Consider the following 21,713-nt stretch of genomic DNA (forward strand, 5'->3'; position numbering starts at 1 on the left):
CTACATAAATGGTTAAAGATGAAATAGCTTGTTTATTTCAAGGCGTACAGCATGAATATCGTCGTCGCATTGTTTCCCCTCGTTGCATTAATAGCGATGGGCTATATCCTTAAATACACACAGTTTGTTCAGGATGAATTTTGGGCAAATTCAGAAAAACTCAATTACTACGTTTTATTTCCTGTGCTGCTATTTTTGAATGTATCAGCCGTGCAATTGGATATGAACACTGTTTCACGAATGTTGACAGTACTGGTTGCGGGCACCTGTTTGATCAGCATCGTGTTGTGGGGGATCAAGCAGTTTATGCATATCCCCGTGCAGCGTTTTGGCGTGTATATCCAAAGTCATATTCGTTTTAATACCTATATTGGCTTGTCATTAATGGGGGCGCTGTTTGGCTCAGAAGGCATGCAAATGTTTGCCATGTTAATTGCCGTTGCTGTGCCCTTAGTTAATATTATTTCAGTATTGGCTTTTTCAAATTTAAGTGTGAAGCAATTGGGGCAGACCTGTCAGTCCATCGCAAAAAATCCCTTAATTTTAGGCTGTGTGGCAGGGGTATTGTTTAATTTATCAGGCTTGAGTCTGTTTCATGGCTTACCTGAATTATTAAAAATATTGGCAGCCATGAGTTTACCGCTCGGACTACTTTCTGTTGGGGCAGCATTACAGTTTCAGCAAATGCGCGCCGATCTACGTTGTTTAAGTTTAAATACGATAGGGCGTCTCATGTTAATGCCATGTATTGCTTATCTATTGAGTACTTGGATGGGTCTGACTGATTTTGAGCGAATGATTTTAGTGGTCTTTTTTGCTTTGCCAACTGCATCATCGTCTTATATTTTGACACGCTATTATCAAGGTGATTCACAACTGATGGCGGCCATTATTAGTGTACAAACCATTGGTTTTGGCTTGATGTTTCCATTGCTCATGTTGATCGTGCATTAATCATGCTGAAATACTATCACCCTGATTTTAAATCAGATAAAAAAAGCCCACATCATGCGGGCTTTTTTTTGTTACTCGAAATTAAGCAAATTTTGCCAATACTTCGAGGAAACCTGCGCTTTGACGTGGGTATTGAGCAATCACGTCATGAATACGCTGACCTTCAGGATTAGTTGCGTTCACATCACGGCCATCGGCAACGAATTGAGTCAAAAGACGCTCATAGTCATTTGGACGCATATGTTTGAAAGCATGGTAAAGCACGTGAAAGTCGCCATTCACTCCTTCAGGAGGAAGCTGAGTAAGGTAGGCAAATACACGCTCATCTGACCATTCTTCGTTGAACGTTGCTGGCTGAGATAATGCCATCGCAATCTCCTTGCTGGTTTAAAAATACAAAAAGGCAAAAATGAGTACGCAAGTAAAATGGTTTTATTCGCCATCTCTAAGTTAAGCGACTCATTTTATGGTTGGATCAAAAGTTATTTTTTGTTATCCCGTTTACCCGAAGCAAAACTTTTGATCTGACAAAGGAATAAAACTAATCCAGCCCACTCAAAGCAAAGCTTCTCGTCTTGCGGCTGGGTAAAGCAGCGCTTTACTGATCCAGCCTCACATTTTGCCTTGATTCAATTTACTTGGCTAATCAGAATTCAGATTAACGTTCTTCAGGCAAATTGATATTCATTTCAAGCATTTCAATATTCGCTTCAGAACGAACAGACATTTGAATATGTTGCTCATCTACACCACGAACATAGCGGTTTACCACTTGCATGATTTCTTTTTTCATCATGTCGATCTTGTCTTGGCTGAGGCGTTTACCCAGACCATTTTCAGATGCCACGATGACTTTTAAACGGTCTTTTGCCGTTTGTGCGCTTGACGGTTTCTCGTCGCTGCTAAAAAGTTTGCTCCAGAATCCTGCCATGATTACGCTCCAAATAGACGTGCTAACCAACCCTTAGGTTTTACCGTAATGTGACGGTAAGGGCGCTCTTCACCAAGGAAACGTGCAACAAGGTCATCATACGCTTGGCCAGCCGCTTCTTCTGTAAACAGAATCACTGGTTTACCTTCGTTCGATGCTTGTAGAACGCTTTTACATTCAGGAATAACACCTAAAGTCGGTACGCGTAAAATATCTTTTGAAATGTCATCAATCGTCAACATCTCTTGTTTATCCGCACGTTCTGGATTGAAACGTGTAATACAGAGATGCTTACGGATACGACCTTCGTTTTGTTCTACTTTTTTGGTTTTGCTGTCGAGCATACCAATAATACGGTCAGAGTCACGTACCGAAGAAATTTCTGGGTTCGTCACAATGATCGCTTCATCAGCATGATACATTGCTAAAATTGCACCACGTTCGATACCCGCAGGTGAGTCACAAATAATGTAATCAAACTCTTGAGAAAGTTCGTCCATCACACGTGCTACACCTTCATCTGTTAACGCGTCTTTATCACGTGTTTGAGATGCTGGCAAAATGTAGAGATTTTCAATATCTTTATCGCGAATAAGCGCTTGTTGTAATCGAGCTTCGTTATTCAATACGTTTACAAAGTCATATACAACGCGGCGTTCACAGCCCATGATCAAGTCAAGGTTACGTAAACCCACATCAAAGTCGATCACAACAGTTTTGTGGCCGCGAAGGGCTAAACCTGTTGCAAAAGATGCGCTTGTAGTTGTTTTACCTACGCCACCTTTACCTGATGTTACGACAACAATTTTCGCCACCGAATCCACTCCTGTTATGGTTTAAATCCCCTTTTTTAATTAGGGGTTTGGTGATTATTTATACATTAAAATTGCAAAGCTTCAAATACTAGCTCTTGCTGGTCATTCAAATAAATATGTACTGGCTGTTTGACCACATGAGGTGGAATATCATCAGCGACACAGTAAGTCCCTGCTATTGAAACCAATTCAGCTTCTAATGAATGGCAGAAAATACGTGCAGCCGTGTTCCCACCAGCTCCGGCAATGACTCTACCACGAGCACTACCATAAATATGTATATTTCCTGAAGCAATTACTTCTGAACCGCTATTAATACCAGCATTAATAATGATATCGCCATGGTCTTGGACTAAACATTGACCTGTACGTAAGATTTCATTGTGATACGACGTAGCATGACGAATGGTCGGTACTTCGACTGCAGCAATTTTATCTTCGGTTTTTTCTTCTGCAGGCGCGGGTTCTTCAACCACTTGTTCGCGTGTCGGTTTAACTTGTTGTAGTTTGCGATCCGCAGGAACTACGGGAAATTGGATAGCACGTGCTTGGTCCGATAGCGGACCTTCAGTGACACCAATCGGTTGAATTTCAATACTAATAAGTAGTTGAATCAATGCAATTAGTTCTTGATCAACCGTACTTTCAATCACGGCTAATGTTCCAGGTGGAAAAGCCTTTTGGAACATTGGAGTAAGTTGCTGGCGGATCGCATCATGATCATTGGTATCGAGGTGAATGCGAATCGCATTGACCATTTTGCCTTTTATCCGTATATCAGCCATATTGAATCCTTGAGACTTCTAACTATTACTTTTGTGCCGAAGTAGTTATGTTGTAAATAGAGCAAATCCTAGAACAATTTGCATGAATACTCTAGCGGAGTTCGCAATTATTTTTGACTAAGTGTTTATTCTGTAGCTTGGTCCTGTTCCTGCATAATCTGCTGCCACTGTTTTACTTTCACTTGCTTACGAATAGCCTCTAGACTTTCAAAAACCGCAGAGCGAACCAACTCATCCAGCTGGGCATTATTTTCGATTTCAATACGGCTAACACGCTGTGAAATGTCTAAATATAGATTGGGTTTTTGAGCCGTCGATGTATTGGGATAAGCCAATGGGGAAATTAAACCTTGGGTAATATTTTCACCTAAGCGTTGCCCGATACTTTGAATCTGCTGTTCAATGCGGCTGCCAACGATCGGCACTAAACGCAATAGCTGCGTGAGTTCTGGGGTGTCTTCAATGGCCTGACTGACAATCTGTCCGACATTTTTGGCAATCAATTCACGTTCAGCACGCAGCTCTTTGCTTAAATTTTCTTGCAAAATTTCGGCCAAGAATTGGGTGAATAATTCGCGGTGATGCTGAACGACATTGCTAATCAAATCTTTATGTGTGGTACTGGTGTTTAACTCATGTCTAACCCCATCGAGTACGGTGAGTACCACTCGATCAGACAATTCTTCCATCACCACACGATAATAAAACAAAGCTTTCTTTTGCCATGCTGATGGCACGATCTGATAACCCATTTCATATAGTCGATACGCAATCACGCCTGCGCGAAATAAACGCAGGAAACGTAAATGCGGCACAATGGCTAAAATTTCGTACCAATGTATAAATGGGAAGAAGAACCAGCGCTGATGGTGCTTGTTGATGATGGCAATCGCCCAGCGCACCAACAATTCGACTATCAAAAAGATAATAAACCACGCTTCGGTGGTAATCACCCATGGATGCAAATGTTCACGGTAAAAACTTAGCACATCGGGCAGGTGGATACTGTTAAAGAACCAACTGCCAAGATTGCTCATGAGGAAAAAGTTCATGCACAGGCAGAACAAGTTAAAAACAATAATAAACACCATGAATATGTCATAAATCAAAAACAGTTTGAATGACCAACTGTTTGGATTGACATGATGATATTTAGATTTCTTGTTTTGCGGCATGCTGTTCTGCGACATAAAACTTCTTCTTAATTATTCAGTAACTGAGTATTTAGCTTTCATACGAGTAATGAGTTGGTCTTTCTCCGTCCACAGCTCATCTACCCAATGCTGAAATTTTTCACGGAATTCTGCATCATCTTCATAGTTGCCGCCATGCACCCACGTTGGAATTTCAATTTTACGTAAATCCACGGCGATACGTGGAACTTCACCGAGCCAAAATTCGCCATAACCTGGTGCACCATTTGGATAGACGATGGTCATATCTACGAGGGCATCAACTTGATCCCCTAAAATATTGAGTGCTAGTGCTAAACCACCCGCTTTTGGCTTAAGAAGGTTTTGATACGGCGACTGCTGCTGCGCATGCTTTTCAGGGGTAAAGCGAGTGCCTTCCAAATAGTTCAGCAGGGTAAAAGGCTGGCTCAATAACTGTTCACAAGATTTACGCGCTTCTTCCATATCTCGATATTTAAGTTCAGGATTTTTCGCGATTTGTTCTTTGCTATGACGTTTCATCATTGGGAAGCCTAAAATTTTAAAAGCTTGTCCCACAAATGGAATGAAAATGAGTTCCCATTTGGTAAAGAAACGCGTCAGAGGCATACGGGTTAAACCAAAATATTGGTTGACTGTCGTATCGACCCAACTTTGATGATTACAGGTCATGAGATAACGACCCTGCAAATTTAAATCGAGGTCTTCATCGATGGTAATGTCCCATTCGGTATTGGGCAGAACATGGTCAATCAGCCAATTATTGACGGTGAGCCAACTGTTGGTGATTTTAATGTTGGTTTCATCAACCTTTTTTGATTTTTTAAAGAGTTTGGTCAGACCAAGGGCTAAAACAGGAGGACCATGGAAAAAAGTACTGCCTGTCATAACAGAACCGACGGTAAGTCCTTTGCTAATTTTTTTTAGTGTCGGTTGCTTATTTGTTTGAGATGACATATAAAAAGTCCTAGCGGAAATTGTCCAAATAATGATTGATTCTAGTAAATATAGTTCGAGTTGATTAAATAAAAAAGGGCATCTGCTGAACTGTGAAGAAATTGTGATGGAATTAACAAATAAATCTCGTATTCATATTACAAATTGTAACTAAACGTTTTATTATTAACAAAAAATCAATGGTTCAGCCATTTGTTTTACTTCATCATTTCAACCATACAACAAAACACAAAGAAGGAGGCATGCAATGCGTGCACTAGTAATTTCGGCAGTAGTTGGGGCAATGGCACTTACTGGTTGTCAAAACATGGAATATGACAAAGCAGCAATCGGTACTGGTTTAGGTGCTCTTTTAGGCGCTGGTATTGCTTATTCTAATGCTGATAAAGACAAAATGGGTCAAGCAGCAGCAATTGGTGCTGTAGTTGGCGCGGGTGCTGGTCTTCTTCTTGATAAGAAAGAACAACGTCTTAAACAAGAATTGGCTGGTACTGGTGTTGACGTAGGTCGTAATCCAGATGGTTCGATCAACCTTGTTATGCCATCAGTAACTTTCGCAACTAACTCTTCAACTATTCAATCTCAGTTCCAATCTGCGTTGAATGACGTTGCTAAAGTATTGCGTGAAGACGGTACTGCAAACAAACTTGCAATCGTTGTACACGGTCACACAGATAACACAGGTTCTGATGCGATCAACAACCCACTTTCTCAAAACCGTGCAAACTCAGTGAAAAACTACCTAGCGTCTCAAGGTATTTCTTCAACTCGTATTACTGCACGTGGTTACGGTTCAACTTCTCCAGTAGCGGATAACTCAACTGCTGCAGGTCGTGAACAAAACCGTCGCGTAGAAATCTCAGTTTACGAAACTAAATAAGTTTTAGTTCGAAACGAAAGGCCACCCTCGGGTGGCTTTTTTTATGGCATTTTTAATGACCGATAAAATACATTTTGCATTAGGCAAGATCGTTTCAGATGACTATAATCATCCTCGAATTAAAAAGAGGAAAGACTATGTCACTGGCAAGTCAGTTGAACGACAAGCAACTTGAAGCAATGAAATACACTCAAGGACCCTTGTTAGTACTTGCAGGGGCAGGTTCAGGCAAAACATCGGTTATTACCCGTAAAATTGCCTATTTGGTGAAGCATTGTGGTATTCCTGCGCACCGCATCACCGCGATGACCTTTACCAATAAGGCCGCGCGAGAAATGAAAGAGCGTGTGACGAAGCTGATGAGCCGTGAAGAGGCAAAAGGGCTGTCGGTTTCTACCTTCCATAACTTTGGGCTAAACATGCTCCGTTTGGAATTAAAAAATACACCGCTAAAAAATAACTTTTCAATTTTAGATGCAGATGATTGCAAACGCATTTTGATGGACTTAATGCATCGCGACAATTTATCCGGTGCAGAAAGTAAAGAGCTGATTGCCAAAGCCATGAAAATGATTTCAGATTGGAAAAACGATCTGATTCCACCTGAGCAAGCGCACACCACTTGTGAAACAGCAGAAGATGTTCAATTTGCGCATTTGTATCAACTGTATGAGCGTAATTTACGTGCGTACAATGCCGTTGATTTTGATGATTTAATTGTCATGCCAACGCGCTTATTACAAGAAAATGCAGAAGTGCGTGATCGTTGGCAAAATCGAATCCGCTATTTATTGGTCGACGAATATCAAGATACCAACACCGCGCAATATATTTTGGTGAAATTACTCGTGGGTGTCATGGGACAATTCACTGCGGTAGGTGATGATGACCAATCGATTTATGCATGGCGTGGTGCTAAGCCTGAGAACATGGCTTTATTGAAGGAAGATTTCCGTAATCTGAAAGTGATTAAGCTTGAGCAAAACTATCGCTCGACCAGTCGTATTTTAAAAGCTGCCAATACAGTTATTGGCAATAACCCACATATTTTCGATAAAAAGCTTTGGTCAGATAAAGGCCATGGTGAAGTAATCCGCGTGATTACTTGTCGTAATGACGATGATGAATCAGAACGCGTCGTAAAAGACTTGATTACGCACAAGCTGATGAACGGTAAAAATTGGAAAGACTACGCCATTTTATACCGTGGTAATTTCCAAGCGCGTGCTCTAGAGACACAGCTACGCCAAATGCAGATCCCGTATAAATTATCGGGTGGTCAGTCTTTCTTCGCTCGTGCTGAAATTAAGGACTTGATGAGCTACTTACGTTTGATCATCAACCCTGAAGATGACAGTGCATTTTTACGAATTATCAATACGCCAAAACGTGCGATTGGTCCTGTGACTTTGGAAAAGCTTGGCTTATTTGCGCAGGAAAGTAATTTATCCTTACTCAGTGCAGCAGGTGACCAGCGCTTAAGCATGGCGATTCCGAAAAAAGCCACAACCCAATTGGCCGAATTTGCGGACTTTATTTCGACCTTTACTCGTGAATTATTAGAAGATGATGAACCTGTTCCGATCATTCGTCGCATGATGATTGAAGCAGGTTATATCGACTATGTTAAAGAATCTGCAGCTACTCCTGCGCAGGAAAAAACCAAACTGGATAATATTGAAGTGCTATATAGCAGTATTCAAAGTTTGATAAACCGCGCTGAAGATGTAGATGAAAAGAACATTGAAAGTGTGATTCGTAAAATGGTGCTGCTCGATATGTTAGAACAGCAACAAGAAGAAGAAGACACCGATAAAGTCAATTTGTTAACACTTCATGCGTCGAAAGGTCTGGAATTTCCATTCGTTTATTTGATTGGTCTGGAAGAAGAAATTCTACCGCATAAAAACTCCATTGCTGCTGACACGGTCGAGGAAGAACGACGTTTGATGTACGTGGGGATTACTCGTGCACGTCAAGGCTTAACTATGACTCTAGCAGAGCAACGTAAAGCCGGTGGTCAAATGCGACAAATGACACCAAGCCGTTTCTTGGACGAACTGCCACAAGATGAATTGGAGTGGTTAGGCCGCAAGAAAAAGCTGGCAGGGGATATCGATCCTAAACAGCAAGCACAGCATTATTTAGAAAATTTACGCGCGCTGATTAAGCGTTAAAGCTTAAAGCGTAGAATATTTTATTTATTTTTTGAAATTCGTTTTATTGAAACAGGAATGAACCATGAAAGTTCAAGTTAAAGTTCTCGACACACGTTTAGGTACGGAATGGCCAATGCCAACTTATGCCACAGCAGGTTCGGCAGGTCTTGATCTCCGTGCATGTGTAGAAGAAACCACCGTAATTGAACCGGGTCAAACTGTTCTGGTAAAAACAGGCCTATCGATTTATATCGAAGATACTAACTTTGCAGGTTTAATTCTGCCACGTTCAGGCTTAGGTCATAAACACGGAATCGTGTTGGGTAACTTGGTCGGTTTGATTGACTCAGACTACCAAGGTGAATTGATGGTATCTGTTTGGAACCGTAGCCAAACGGCATTTAGCCTAGAGCCGGGTGAGCGTTTAGCACAATATGTTTTAGTGCCAGTTGTACAAGCTCAGTTTGATATTGTGGATGAGTTTGAAGCCACTGAACGAGGAGCAGGCGGTTTTGGTCATACAGGTAAAAACTAATCAGCGCAAGACTTTTGATCCAGTGTGTTGACAAGTAAATGCCTACAATCAAGTAGCTAATAAAAACCATCCTCGTGATGGTTTTTATTTATATCATTTTAATTTATTAAAAATCAAACCTATATTTAGAGTGTTTAGGCTTTTATCAATATCGTTTATAGGCTTATCTCGAAAAATTTAATTCTGATGAAATTACTCGGTTTATATTTTAATAGAGAAGAATAAATTGAGCCTTGTTTGTTGATTTAAATTTAATCAATTTACTATATTTGTACAGAGTGGAAGAGGGGTTTAAAAATGTTTGAAAAGTAAAATAAATATAGATGAACGCGTGGTTTGATATTTTATAAATTGTAAAGTTTTGATTTATTTAAAAAAATAATTTAGAGATAATAGGTGTTTTTGGATTGATTTTAAGTTTTTGATCAGTGTTTAAATATTATTAATTGATTATTAACTAAAATTGTTATAAAAAAGCTACACTTTTTTTCAGGATTTTATCCTTTAATTAAAAGCTTAAATTCTAAATAGAATTTAAGATTTTTTAATTAATAAAGATGTAATTAGAAGAACATAGTATGGGTTCACTGTTTAGTCACTTTCCGCAACATATTTTTCGTGCATATGACATTCGCGGGAAAATATCGCTCTTAAATGCTGATTTAGTTCAGTCAATTGCTTGTGGCTTAGTCAAACAATATTTAGATGTAGGGCAAAAGAGACTTGCCATTGGCTATGATGCGCGTTTAACCAGTCCAACCTATGCAAAAATAATTCAAAAAGTCTGCCATGAGGCTGGCCTTGAAGCGGAAATTATTGGCTGCTGCTCAAGCCCGATGTTGTATTTTATTGCGGGACAATTTCAAGGCAATGGCATTATGGTGACGGCGAGCCATAATCCAAAATCAGATAATGGTATCAAGTGGATTATCAAAGGTGAGCCACCTTGTCCAGAGATGATTCAACACGTTGCAGTCGAAGCACGAAATTGTTTTTCATCGGAACGTGTGCATTTGATGACTGAAATTGAGCCACACGAAATCAAGCCTGAATATTGTTTGGCCTATCAGAAATTTATTTTAGATGACATTCATTTACAGCAACCACTTAAAGTTGTGATCGATGGCATGCATGGTTCAGCTGGGCATTGTGCAGCCTTATTATTAAATAAATTAGGCTGTGAAGTTTTGGCATTACGTTGCCAAGCTGATGGACATTTCCCTGATCATGCTCCAGATCCATCACAGCTCAAACATTTAACCCATCTCCGCCAAGCCATACAGCTACAAAAAGCCGATATTGGCATTGCTTTAGATGGTGATGGTGATCGTTTAGTGCTGATTGATGAAACTGGCAAAGTCGTTTCTGCAGATCGATTATTGTGTTTATTTGCTGAAATTTGTTTGACTCAAAAACCACATGCAGAGGTGGTATTTGATGTGAAATGTTCAACAATGATTCGGGATACCGTGTGCGATTTAGATGCGCAGCCTGTCATGATTCGAACGGGCAGTAGTTTCTTGCGAAAATATATTTCCCAATCTAAAGGCAAAGCGGTTTTTGGTGGTGAATACGCAGGGCATTATGTTTTTAATGACGGTCGTGGTGGTGGCTATGACGACGGTCTATATGCTGCCTTAAGGGTCTTAGAATATATTCAAACTCAGGGGCTGACATTGTCAGAAGCTTTGGCGAAATATCCAGAGCGCTTTAGTACCGAAGATTTATATGTCAGTACGCATCAGCATGATCCAGCGGAAGTTTTAAAGCAGGTTGAAGCCAATTCTACGCGAATTCTGGCACAAATCAGTAAAATTGATGGAATACGCCTTGATTTTGATGATGGATTTGGCATCATTCGAGCATCGAATACAGGTGAGTATTTCACTTTACGCTTTGATGCCAACTCATCAGCACGCTTAAAAGAAATACGAGATCTGTTTGTTTCCATGTTAGTTGAGCACTATCCAGACATTGCTCATGACATTCCAGATGCTCAATAAGGAGAGGCAAATGCCACATCAACATACTGGCATCGACAAAGCACAAATCCTGACGGAAGCTTTGCCGTATATTCAACGTTTTGCGGGTAAGACGCTGGTAGTGAAGTATGGTGGTAATGCCATGACCGATCCTGAGCTTGAGAGCTCATTTGCACGTGATATCGTGCTGCTGAAAACGGTTGGTTTAAATCCGATTGTGGTTCATGGCGGTGGTCCACAAGTGGATTCATTCCTCAAACAATTAGGCCGTGAGTCTGATCGTATCGACGGTATGCGCGTGACTGATCCTGCAACGATGGAAGTTGTCGAGATGGTCTTGGGCGGCAGCGTGAACAAATCGATTGTGAACTTAATCAATAAACACGGTGGCCGTGCAATTGGTTTAACGGGTAAAGATGGTAATTTGATCCGTGCGCAAAAATTATTGATGGAAAAAACAGCCGAAGATGGTTCAGTAAAACAGATTGATTTAGGTCTAGTTGGCGAAGTGGTTGGTGTGAAAACTGACGTACTTGAAATGTTTACCCAAAGCGATTTTATTCCTGTGATTGCACCATTAGGTGTAGACGAAGACGGCAACACCTATAACATCAATGCTGACTTGGTTGCAGGTAAAGTGGCTGAAGCATTGGGTGCGGAAAAGCTAATTTTATTGACCAATATCACGGGTGTTTTAGACGAAAATAAAAATCTGCTGACTGGGTTAACCACCCAAGAAGTCGATCGTTTGATTGAAACTGGCGTGATCTATGGCGGCATGATTCCGAAAGTTGGCTGTGCATTAGATGCAGTCAAAGGCGGCGTAATCAGCGCACATATTGTTGATGGTCGTGTACCTCATGCAACATTACTTGAAATCTTTACGGATCATGGTGTGGGTACATTAATAACCAATCGAACCAATGTGAAAAAAGCTTAAGATACTTAGCATTTTTTGATATAAAAAAGCCTCTTTTGAGGCTTTTTTATTATTTATCAGTTGGCTAAGTAACTTTTGAAAAGATCAAATAATGTATTTGCCCTGTTGGATTATAAAAACTCTTACAATGGCGCCGATTTTAGATTTACAACAACTAAAACTGTCATGCACAATAGAGAAATCATAGATTTACTGCTGAAATGATCGATATGTGCCAGCTGCTCGGAATGAATTGTGCGACTCCTACCGATATAACTTTTTCGTTTCGGGGATTTTCGCAGCGAGCAGGAATTACCTCAGATCATTGTGATGGCTTTGGTATCGCTTTTTTTGAAGATAAAGCATGTCGTTTATTTGTCGACAATCAATCTGCTGTAGAGTCTCCGATTGCTGAGCTGATCCGAAACTACCCGATTAAATCTCGCAATGTGATTGCACACATTCGTAAAGCGACACAAGGCAAAATTAATCTTGAAAACTCACATCCATTTAGTCGTGAATTGTGGGGCAGACAGTGGATTTTTGCACATAATGGCGACCTACATGGCTTTCAGCCTGAGCTCACAGGGCGCTTCAGCCCCGTCGGCAATACCGACAGTGAATTGGCCTTTTGCTATTTGCTCGAGCAAATGGTGAAACGTTTTGGTTATACCGAACCTACACTCGATCAGGTGTTTGATCTGTTATTAGAAATTTCTCCTAAAATTGCAGAACATGGCACCTTTAATTTTTGTTTGTCGAATGGGCAGGCGCTATTTAGTTATGCGATTACCAAGCTGCATTGGCTGGTTCGAGAGTTTCCATTTCAGCCTGCACAGTTGATTGATATTGATGTTGAAGTCGATTTTAGTGAAGTCACTACGCCTGAAGACCGTGTTGCCGTGATTACCACTGAACCCCTAACGCAAAACGAAGTTTGGACAGCATTTGAGCCGGGTGAAATGATTTTATTTCAACATGGTCGTCCAATTCGTGCTGCAAAGACGGTTGTTGAACGTTTAGAACGTGAGCGGCTGGACCCATCTTTAAAACGTGTCACACGTGCAGATCAGTATTAATTTTGAATGAAAGATATTCATTATAAAAATGCTTTGTACACGACAAAAAAAGATAACTCATTGAAATAATGGCATAATACTTGTTTTCTGACGACGAATATGATGACACATTTCAATGAGTTACATCTCATCTTAAACAAATATCTAAAGTGGAACAAGTCACATGTAAAATGTTTTACACTGATTATGATTGCATTAATTGTAAAACAGACATGTAATCTTTCTTCTGCATCTAAAGCCTTACCCATCAAGTGCTTACCACAATCATTTTATCGACGTATACAACGCTTCTTTGCAGGTCAGTATTTTGATTATCGTCAAATTTCTCAGTTAATTTTCAATATATTTTCATTCGACAAAGTGCAACTGACTTTAGATAGAACCAATTGGAAATGGGGAAAACGAGATATCAATATCTTGATGTTAGCCATCGTCTATCGTGGAATAGCGATACCTATTGTTTGGACATTGCTCAATAAACGTGGAAATTCAGATACAAAAGAGCGTATTGCTTTGATTCAACGCTTTATCTCTATTTTTGGTAAAGACCGTATTGTGAATGTGTTCGCAGACAGAGAATTTATCGGTGAGAAATGGTTTACATGGTTAATTGAAAATGACATTAACTTCTGTATACGTGTTAAAAAAACTTTATTGTGACCAATCACTTAGCCAGGAATCATAAAATTAGTGATTTATTTCGTCATCTTCAAGTTGGTCAAACTGAATGTCGTAAACGACGTATTTGGGTTGGTCGAGTAAAACTGTATATTAGTGCGCTACGATTAGAAGATGGAGAACTTTTACTTGTTGTTTCTCCTATGTTTAATGCTTCTGCTATTCGTGATTATGCATTACGCTGGGAAATCGAAACCTTATTTAGTTGTCTCAAAGGACGTGGATTCAATCTTGAAAATACTCGTTTAACAGACCCTAGACGAGTCAAGAAATTGATAGCAGTGCTAGCTATCGGTTTCTGTTGGTGCTATTTAACAGGTGAATGGCAACATGATCGGAAAAAAGCGATAAAAATAAAGAAGCATGGACGACTTTCAGTAAGTTTATTTCGCTACGGTTTGGACTATGTTCAAATGGCTATTCTACGTTTGATTGGTTTTGGAAAAAAAGAAGAATTTAAGAAAGTGCTAGCAATTTTAAGAAAGAAAAAGCCTGATAGGACAAGGATCCTATGAAATTTGTCGTGTACAGAGATAAAAATGAATATCTTACACTTTATTGAATTAAGGGTGTTTTCTAAGATATTGAATTGATTAAAAAATATCTTAGCTTTATACTCGGGATTAAATAAATTAACATAATAAAAACAATTGATTACAATATAAATGGCAGTATTTCAATTAAAACCAACCTTTTTACTTCATTTTTATTTAAGTTCTTTAATTATATGATGAAATTTACGTGATAAGTCCTTCATATTTATAGGTGGTCGTAATGAAAATGAAATGGGTTCCAGAATACAATACTGGTATCGATGTGATTGACGATCAACACAAACGGATTCTTGACTACATCAATGAAATTGATGGCATTGACGCAAATACAGATCGTGATCGTGTAAAACAAATTCTGGAAAACATTATTGATTACACGCAATCACATTTTACCTTCGAAGAATCTTTACAAGAAGAAGCGGGTTATAAATATCGTGTGCCACATAAACGCGTACATGATTTATTTATTAAAAAAATTGAATCTTACCGTGACCGTTTTGAAATGGGGCATGCGATTGAAAATGAATTACATGAAGTGCTTTCAAAATGGCTGATTAACCATATTCAGCACGATGATGCTGATTATGTCGGTGCGGTTAAAGAAAATATGATGGGTATCATCAAAGAAAAAGAAAAGAAAAAAGGCAAAAATTGGTTTGCACGTTTCTTTTCATAACCTCAAAAAATGAAATAAAAACAATTAAATTCTAATAATATCATTTGCGCAGCAAATCACCTTTAAGGTGATTTGCTTTTTGTTTTTGATTTTCAAGGCACAGCAAGGCAAAATAGCGCTAGAATTTTCAAAGGAATTTGTCATGCAGGACAATGCGATGTCGAAATGGTTATCGCCACTGATGGCGTTCTGTTTATCTTTTATCATTATTGCAACTTTAGCACCGGTAACAGGTATTCAAATTGAACGTCAGCTAGATTTCTGGCTGTTGTGGCTAGGTACAATGCTTATTTTAGCTTTACCGCTATGTTATTTGGAAATTGCTTTAGCAAAACGTTCAAAAATTACAGCAGTTCAAGCACTGTCTTCGCTAACACGTGATGCGGATGCTTCACCCAAATGGCGTATAGTCGGTTGGCTTGCCGTAGTATTTATTCCATTTTTAGCAGGTGCCATGCTTTCAGCCGCGTCGCAATATGTGGCAATTTTTACAGCTAATGGCTTTGCCTATAGCATTATTTTGGCTGTCCTTGCGGTCATTGCATTTGCATTGTCGTTTGTACCACGCCAATTTTTAGTGATTTTGACCGCTATTGGTGTGATTGCTGCAGTAGTTTTAGCGAATGTTATGGGAACGGCATTGCCAGAGTGGAAAATGACTGCGCTCGAATTTAGTGAGTGGGGCAATGCAACTGTCTTGGCGCTCGTAGCAAGTGGTTTGGGGATGGGCTTGTATTGGCAGTCAAGTTTACCAGCCGTGAAGCAACAAGAGATTGCAAGCAAAACGGTATTTCCGATTTGGATCGCTCAACTTTTGGCAGTGGTTGCTTTTGCCTTTTTCGCAGCAAAAGCACAAGTATCTGCTTTAGCACTGGTTGTGGGTTTAGTCGCAGCTTCAGCATTGCTGATTCAAATGGCACGTGAACAATTACAACAACGCCAATTGGCCATAGTGGTGCAATGGGCGATTTTATTGGTTGCGGTTTTTGTATGGGCACTGAGCACTGTTGTTCCAGTATTTAATATTGCCTTGTTGATTTGGGGCTTAATTATTTGTCTGATTTATGCGATTTTCGCAGGTTGGATTATGAAGATTAGTCATCTACGTAAGTCAATGAACTTCAGTCATGAAACCTTTTATAATATTTGGCGTATTGCTGTACGTATCGTAGTGCCCTTGTCAATAATATTGGCATTGGTGGCTGTGATTGGGCAGTTATTCTAATGACAGCTCAGTTACAAGTGTGGGTGGCTTATGCGAGCGTGGAACAGCAGATATTAATTCCTCTAATCTTTAATCCCGGTATGACGGTTGAAGATGCTATTGTGCAAAGTGGCATTCGAAAACAAGTAGATTTACCAGAAGTATTAACACTAGGAATCTTCGGGGCGCGTGTAAGCGATTCATCTCAGTTACTTGAAGCAGGTGATCGTGTCGAAATCTATCGTGCATTAACCATTAATCCGAAAGATATTCGTCGTAATCGCGCCAAGAAAAATCCCGTTGGTCGTTATTGTCGAGGCAATCGTTTCAAACAATTGTACTTATAAAAAAAACCCCTAAATTTAGGGGTTTATTTTTATCTGAAAGCGACTATAGTGGTGGCGCAGTTAAAATCGCTTCTTTAGAACCTGGTAAGCCAGGTTGAGACTCTGGAATGGTTTCTAAGCCTTCAATTTTTTGAACGATACCGTTTTGGTCAAAGAAGATTTTTAAGTGTTGACCATGTGCAGCAGGAATCTTGGCTTTTTTAGCATATGTTCCTGGGGTATACTTATAAATGTAGTCCCAACGTAACGGATTCATTGGATCGGCAACAGTTGGACTACCTAGCAAAAAGCGAACTTGTTGGTGGCTCATTCCCACTTGAATTTTAGCCGCTTGTGCTTGAGTTAAAGGTGTACCTTGTGGAATATCAACTTTATAAACGCCCAAGGTTGAACAGCCTACGAGCAATGAAGTGACAAATAACGTCAGCATGATTTTTTGCATTTTGCTAAACTATCCCAAATTAATTATGATGCATTTGATCCAAGGATAGATCATACTGCATCTAAACTTTGTTGCATATTCCAACTTTAATTTTGTTGAGAGACCTTTTTTCATGCCTATTTCAAATCAAGATTTACGTAAAGCTGGACTTAAAGTTACACTTCCACGAATTAAAATATTGGAATTGCTTGAAAATTCAAGACAACATCACTTAAGCGCAGAAGATATTTATAAGACTTTACTTGAACAGGGTGAAGATGTGGGTTTAGCAACTGTGTATCGCGTGTTAACACAGTTTGAAGCTGCAGGTATTATTCAACGCCATCATTTTGAAAACAATCATTCTGTTTTTGAGATTATGCAAGAAGATCACCATGACCATATTGTGTGTCAAAACTGCAATAAAGTGGTGGAATTTACTAATGATGTGATTGAGCATGAGCAACATCAAGTGGCAGAAAAATTTGGTTTCCAACTGACTGGCCACTCATTAAATCTTTATGGCTATTGTGATGCGCCTGAATGCCAAGAAGCATATCGTAAAAAATAATCCGATGCGGATGAGAATGAATAAAAAACAGACTTCATGTGAAGTCTGTTTTTTATTTCCGAAAGCGTTTAAGCAAAATTAATGTTGACCATCAAAGGTAATATTTGAATTTGCACGCAGTAAATGCTCACCGCCTTCTTCAGACAATTTAATTTGTAGACGCAGGTCGTTCGGTGAATCGGCATGTTTGAGCGCATCTTTGTAGCTAATTTGCTTGGCTTTATATAGGTCATATAAAGCTTGGTCAAAGGTTTGCATACCCAGTTCACGAGAACGCTTCATCAGGTCTTTAATTTCATGCACTTCACCCTTACGGATTAAGTCTGAAATTAAAGGTGAGTTGATCAAAATCTCAATGGCTGCACGACGTGAATTACCATCAATGGTTGGAATCAACTGCTGCGCAACCATGGCTTTTAGGTTCAAAGACAAGTCCATGAACAGCTGACTATGACGATCCGCTTCAAAGAAGTGAATGATACGGTCGATGGCCTGGTTGGCGTTGTTGGCATGCAGAGTAGCAAAAACCAAGTGACCCGTTTCAGCAAAGGCAATCGCATAGTCCATGGTTTCACGTGAACGAATCTCACCAATCAGAATCACGTCAGGTGCCTGACGTAGCGTATTCTTTAAGGCAACTTCGAAAGAGTCGGTATCAATACCCACTTCACGTTGGGTAATGATACAGCCTCGGTGTTGGTGTACAAATTCAATCGGGTCTTCAATTGTAATGATATGACCTTTGCTATTTTCATTACGATAGCCAATCAAAGATGCCAAAGAGGTTGATTTACCTGTACCCGTTGCACCTACGAAAATGATAATGCCACGCTTGGTCATCGCTAATTCTTTTAAAATCGGCGGTAATTTCAACTCATCCATCGTTGGAATAACGGTTTCGATACGACGCAGAACCATACCTGGCTGGTCACGTTGTTGAAAGGCGCTGACACGAAAACGAGCAGATTTACTGGTATTACTAATGGCAAAGTTACATTCTCGCGTATCGGCAAATTCCTTACGCTGTTTGTCAGACATAATCGAATGTAAGATTTGACCGACAGTCGGGCCCGGTAACTTAGTCGAGCCAATTGGCAAAATTTGCCCATTGATCTTAATCGAGGGTTCAACATCGGCTGTAATAAACAAATCCGATGCTTTTTTCTCCACCATATAATCAAGTAAGCCGTTAAAATCCATAACGATCGCCCCAAAAAATAAAAAAATTACAAGAAAGATTCGGGTTGCTTCGCTGCAGTCCGTGCAGTCTGCGTACTAATAATGCCTTTTGCGACAAGATTTTTTAGGCTTTGATCGAGTGTGGTCATACCGTAGTTGGCACCCGTTTGAATCGCTGAATACATTTGCGCAACTTTGTTTTCACGAATCAAGTTACGGATCGCAGGAATACCAATCATAATTTCATGGGCAGCCACACGACCACCGCCATTTTTCTTGAGTAGGGTTTGTGAAATTACGGCTTGAAGTGATTCAGATAACATGGCACGAACCATGTCTTTTTCTTCAGCAGGGAATACGTCAATCACACGGTCAATGGTTTTTGCGGCAGAGGTTGTATGGAGTGTACCGAAGACCAAGTGACCGGTTTCAGCAGCTGTCAGCGCCAAACGAATGGTTTCAAGGTCACGCATCTCACCGACTAAGATAATATCCGGGTCTTCACGCAGTGCGGAACGAAGTGCTTCGTTAAAGCCGTGCGTATCACGGTGTACTTCACGTTGGTTGACCAAGCATTTTTTAGATTCGTGTACAAATTCGATCGGGTCTTCGACCGTTAAAATATGGTCATAACGGTTGTCGTTAATGTAATCGACCATCGCAGCAAGCGTGGTAGATTTACCCGAACCCGTTGGACCAGTCACCAGTACGATGCCACGTGGATATTCACAAATATCTTTAAAAATTTGGCCCATGCCAAGATCTTCAATGGTTAGTACTTTTGAAGGAATGGTACGGAATACGGCACCAGCACCACGGTTTTGGTTAAATGCGTTCACACGGAAACGAGCCACACCAGGTACTTCAAATGAAAAGTCAGTCTCTAATTTTTCTTCGTAATCACGACGCTGTTTATCGTTCATGATGTCGTAAACCAATTTGTGCACTTCTTTGTGTTCAAGAGCAGGAAGGTTGATACGACGAACTTCACCATCCACACGAATCATTGGTGGCATACCAGAAGATAAATGTAAATCCGAAGCGTTATTTTTGGCAGCAAAGGCCAATAGTTCTGTAATGTCCATAAAATCCCCGAGATAAAAATTAAATCTTAATTATTTTGATAGAATAATAAGGCTTTCCCACAGCTTAACCAACACTTAGTTGCAGAGCAATGCAAAAAAAGATGAACGAAATGAGAACCCCGTCAATGAATAAACTTCAAGAAGCACGAAATCAAGTCTTGCAGCAAATTGAGCAGGCTTGCCAACTTGCGGGTCGACCACAGCAATCGGTTGAATTGTTGGCTGTATCTAAGACGCATCCTGCTGAAATGCTAAGAGAAATGTATGCAACGGGGCAACGCTCATTTGGTGAAAATTATCTGCAAGAAGCGCTTGAAAAAATTGAGGCTTTGGCAGATTTAGAGATTGATTGGCATTTCATTGGTCATGTACAGCGCAATAAAACCAAACATTTGGCTTCAAACTTTGCTTGGGTGCATGGGGTAGACCGTTTGATTATTGCGGAGCGTTTATCAAGCCAGCGAGAAGCGACGCAAGCACCTTTGAATATTTGCCTACAAGTCAATATTGATGCGCAAGATACGAAGGATGGCTGTCAGCCGAATGAAGTAGCAGGTTTGGTCGCACAGATTTCTACGCTACCGAATTTACGCTTACGTGGACTGATGGTGATTCCTGCTCCAAACAATCCGCAAGCGTTTGCTGATGCCAAAATGCTCTTTGAACACGTCAAAGCACAGCATGCGAAACCTGAAGATTGGGATACATTAAGTATGGGGATGTCAGGCGATATGACTGATGCGATTGCTGCGGGTTCAACGATGGTTCGCGTGGGGACAGCATTGTTTGGCGCACGTGATTATTCAAAATAGGACAGAAGATTCAGCCTGCTTTCAAAAACTAGGCTTATAAAGTGTAAGCACAGCAGATAAATTTTCACAATAGATGAAACCTATGGGTTCAAAGTGAGCCTTTTAATTTGAACTTTCCATTAAAGTTGAGTACAAAATAATCAGGATGTTTTTGATATTGAAGTAATTCACACTTGGACAAATAGGGAAGTTCATGACGGCATATTATCAGTTGATTCAACGCGACGTAGATGCGCAAGGCTGTGTCACGGCACATTACCATTCGACCAATTTAGCACAAGGTGCATGGAATGCACATGAGCAACACATGGCACCAGCTACAGGCATTATTTGTGCTGAATTAGACCGTTTTTCACCACGTCATGATATGCGTATCGGGCGCATTAGCCTCGATATTTTGGGCTTAATTCCTGCTGGCGAGTTTGAAATAATCACGCAAGTGATTCGTCCGGGAAAAACCATTGAACTGATTGAATCTGAAATGCGGGCTCAGGGCAAAACCTGCATTGTGGCACGCACTTGGCGCATGATGACGCAAAATAGCCAGTCCGTGAAAGGTTTGGAGGATGCTGATGTGACTGGGCCAGAAACTGCGCCGATTTGGGACGGTATCCGTCAGTGGCCGGGGGGATATATTCAGTCGATTGAAGCAAGAAGCCATGGGCGCCGTGCAGGTCAAGGCATTGTGTGGCTGAGAACACAGCATGACATGGTTGAAGGTGAGCCGACTGCTGATTTTGTCCGTTTAATGGGCATGGTTGATACCGCCAATGGTATTGTTCCGCGTCAGGATTGGCCATTTGGCTGGGGCTTTCCAAATCTGGATCTACAAATCCATTTGCACCGTTTACCACAGGGACAGTGGTTAGGTCTGGAAACCGTGCAGCAGTATGGAGCGGATGGTGTTGGTTTGAGTAGTTCTGTATTGCATGATGTCCATGGCCCATTTGGGCGTAGTGAACAGATTTTAACGCTACGTCCACTCGGGACGTAATGATCTAGAGAATCAAAAATTATA

23 protein-coding genes are annotated in these 21,713 nt (G+C 40.4%); 14 read left to right on the forward strand and 9 right to left on the reverse strand.

The features are described from left to right. Positions 1–51 precede the first annotated feature (51 nt). Positions 52–954 carry an AEC family transporter gene (locus FTU05_RS08335; protein WP_180164943.1) on the forward strand — a complete coding sequence of 301 codons (903 nt, stop codon included), beginning with the start codon at positions 52–54 and terminating at the stop codon, positions 952–954. Between the two features lie 81 nt (positions 955–1,035). On the opposite strand, the gene FTU05_RS08340 is transcribed toward FTU05_RS08335, so the two are convergent. From FTU05_RS08340 to FTU05_RS08365, 6 genes are all read right to left on the reverse strand, one after another. Then, complete coding sequence (locus FTU05_RS08340) at positions 1,036–1,323, reverse strand: PA4642 family protein (protein ID WP_067766167.1); 288 nt, start codon at positions 1,321–1,323, stop codon at positions 1,036–1,038. Positions 1,324–1,612: 289 nt separating this feature from the next. Beyond that, positions 1,613–1,885 carry a cell division topological specificity factor MinE gene (minE, locus tag FTU05_RS08345; RefSeq protein WP_078190039.1) on the reverse strand — a complete coding sequence of 91 codons (273 nt, stop codon included), beginning with the start codon at positions 1,883–1,885 and terminating at the stop codon, positions 1,613–1,615. 2 nt (positions 1,886–1,887) lie between these two features. Then, positions 1,888–2,700, reverse strand: a complete 813-nt coding sequence (gene minD / locus FTU05_RS08350) for a septum site-determining protein MinD (RefSeq protein WP_067670152.1) — start codon at positions 2,698–2,700, stop codon at positions 1,888–1,890. A gap of 65 nt (positions 2,701–2,765) precedes the next feature. Continuing rightward, positions 2,766–3,485 carry a septum site-determining protein MinC gene (gene minC / locus FTU05_RS08355; RefSeq protein ID WP_078193110.1) on the reverse strand — a complete coding sequence of 240 codons (720 nt, stop codon included), beginning with the start codon at positions 3,483–3,485 and terminating at the stop codon, positions 2,766–2,768. A gap of 125 nt (positions 3,486–3,610) precedes the next feature. Next, the gene (locus tag FTU05_RS08360) at positions 3,611–4,675 is read right to left on the reverse strand and encodes a preprotein translocase subunit SecA (protein ID WP_373685280.1); all 1,065 of its coding nucleotides are present in this window, start codon (positions 4,673–4,675) and stop codon (positions 3,611–3,613) included. A 15-nt stretch (positions 4,676–4,690) separates the two neighbouring features. Continuing rightward, a complete protein-coding gene (locus FTU05_RS08365) occupies positions 4,691–5,614 on the reverse strand; it encodes an acyltransferase (RefSeq protein WP_180110808.1) in 924 nt (307 codons plus the stop codon). Between the two features lie 247 nt (positions 5,615–5,861). On the opposite strand from FTU05_RS08365, the gene FTU05_RS08370 reads away from it, so the two are divergent. From FTU05_RS08370 to FTU05_RS08415, 10 genes are all read left to right on the forward strand, one after another. Continuing rightward, the gene (locus FTU05_RS08370) at positions 5,862–6,494 is read left to right on the forward strand and encodes an OmpA family protein (RefSeq protein WP_078190036.1); all 633 of its coding nucleotides are present in this window, start codon (positions 5,862–5,864) and stop codon (positions 6,492–6,494) included. Positions 6,495–6,631: 137 nt separating this feature from the next. After that, complete coding sequence (locus FTU05_RS08375; RefSeq protein ID WP_078193107.1) at positions 6,632–8,671, forward strand: UvrD-helicase domain-containing protein; 2,040 nt, start codon at positions 6,632–6,634, stop codon at positions 8,669–8,671. A 64-nt stretch (positions 8,672–8,735) separates the two neighbouring features. Beyond that, positions 8,736–9,188, forward strand: a complete 453-nt coding sequence (dut, locus tag FTU05_RS08380) for a dUTP diphosphatase (protein WP_111885270.1) — start codon at positions 8,736–8,738, stop codon at positions 9,186–9,188. A gap of 578 nt (positions 9,189–9,766) precedes the next feature. Next, entirely contained in the window at positions 9,767–11,191 is a 1,425-nt protein-coding gene (locus FTU05_RS08385) for a phosphomannomutase/phosphoglucomutase (RefSeq protein ID WP_180050362.1), read from the forward strand. A gap of 10 nt (positions 11,192–11,201) precedes the next feature. Continuing rightward, positions 11,202–12,110: an acetylglutamate kinase gene (argB, locus tag FTU05_RS08390; protein ID WP_078190033.1), complete on the forward strand. Its 909-nt coding sequence runs from the start codon at positions 11,202–11,204 to the stop codon at positions 12,108–12,110. Between the two features lie 209 nt (positions 12,111–12,319). Beyond that, entirely contained in the window at positions 12,320–13,168 is an 849-nt protein-coding gene (locus FTU05_RS08395) for a class II glutamine amidotransferase (protein ID WP_111885279.1), read from the forward strand. A 102-nt stretch (positions 13,169–13,270) separates the two neighbouring features. Continuing rightward, positions 13,271–14,361 (forward strand): IS4-like element ISAba33 family transposase gene (locus FTU05_RS08400; protein WP_152024001.1). Its coding sequence is split into 2 segments (ribosomal slippage): positions 13,271–13,811 and positions 13,811–14,361, totalling 1,092 coding nucleotides; the frame shifts between segments, so codons are not numbered across the junction. A gap of 259 nt (positions 14,362–14,620) precedes the next feature. Further along, a complete protein-coding gene (locus FTU05_RS08405) occupies positions 14,621–15,076 on the forward strand; it encodes a bacteriohemerythrin (RefSeq protein ID WP_078190032.1) in 456 nt (151 codons plus the stop codon). A 142-nt stretch (positions 15,077–15,218) separates the two neighbouring features. Then, positions 15,219–16,301 carry a hypothetical protein gene (locus FTU05_RS08410; RefSeq protein WP_180004250.1) on the forward strand — a complete coding sequence of 361 codons (1,083 nt, stop codon included), beginning with the start codon at positions 15,219–15,221 and terminating at the stop codon, positions 16,299–16,301. After that, complete coding sequence (locus tag FTU05_RS08415; RefSeq protein WP_180004252.1) at positions 16,301–16,627, forward strand: RnfH family protein; 327 nt, start codon at positions 16,301–16,303, stop codon at positions 16,625–16,627. Before FTU05_RS08410 ends, FTU05_RS08415 begins: the two co-directional genes overlap by 1 nt. 43 nt (positions 16,628–16,670) lie before the next feature. Here FTU05_RS08415 and FTU05_RS08420 read toward each other — a convergent pair whose 3' ends face one another. After that, positions 16,671–17,069 carry an outer membrane protein assembly factor BamE gene (locus FTU05_RS08420; protein ID WP_078193102.1) on the reverse strand — a complete coding sequence of 133 codons (399 nt, stop codon included), beginning with the start codon at positions 17,067–17,069 and terminating at the stop codon, positions 16,671–16,673. Between the two features lie 112 nt (positions 17,070–17,181). Between FTU05_RS08420 and fur the strand changes: the two genes are divergently transcribed. Beyond that, positions 17,182–17,619, forward strand: coding sequence for a ferric iron uptake transcriptional regulator (gene fur / locus FTU05_RS08425; protein ID WP_078193101.1), 438 nt, complete (start codon positions 17,182–17,184; stop codon positions 17,617–17,619). A 78-nt stretch (positions 17,620–17,697) separates the two neighbouring features. On the opposite strand, the gene FTU05_RS08430 is transcribed toward fur, so the two are convergent. Both FTU05_RS08430 and FTU05_RS08435 read right to left on the reverse strand, forming a co-directional pair. Then, a complete protein-coding gene (locus FTU05_RS08430) occupies positions 17,698–18,819 on the reverse strand; it encodes a PilT/PilU family type 4a pilus ATPase (RefSeq protein ID WP_168379063.1) in 1,122 nt (373 codons plus the stop codon). A 26-nt stretch (positions 18,820–18,845) separates the two neighbouring features. Next, positions 18,846–19,883 carry a type IV pilus twitching motility protein PilT gene (locus tag FTU05_RS08435; RefSeq protein ID WP_078190026.1) on the reverse strand — a complete coding sequence of 346 codons (1,038 nt, stop codon included), beginning with the start codon at positions 19,881–19,883 and terminating at the stop codon, positions 18,846–18,848. Between the two features lie 125 nt (positions 19,884–20,008). Here FTU05_RS08435 and FTU05_RS08440 point away from each other — a divergent pair, with 125 nt between their 5' ends. Beyond that, positions 20,009–20,695 (forward strand): YggS family pyridoxal phosphate-dependent enzyme, encoded by a 687-nt coding sequence (locus FTU05_RS08440; protein WP_180040456.1) that lies wholly within the window; start codon positions 20,009–20,011, stop codon positions 20,693–20,695. A gap of 193 nt (positions 20,696–20,888) precedes the next feature. Then, on the forward strand, positions 20,889–21,689 hold the full coding sequence (locus FTU05_RS08445) for a thioesterase family protein (RefSeq protein ID WP_078193098.1): 801 nt from the start codon (positions 20,889–20,891) through the stop codon (positions 21,687–21,689). The last annotated feature ends 24 nt before the right edge of the window (positions 21,690–21,713 follow it).

It is taken from the genome of Acinetobacter sp. YH12049 (assembly GCF_013419875.1).
GTDB classification, from domain to species: Bacteria; Pseudomonadota; Gammaproteobacteria; order Pseudomonadales; family Moraxellaceae; genus Acinetobacter; species Acinetobacter amyesii.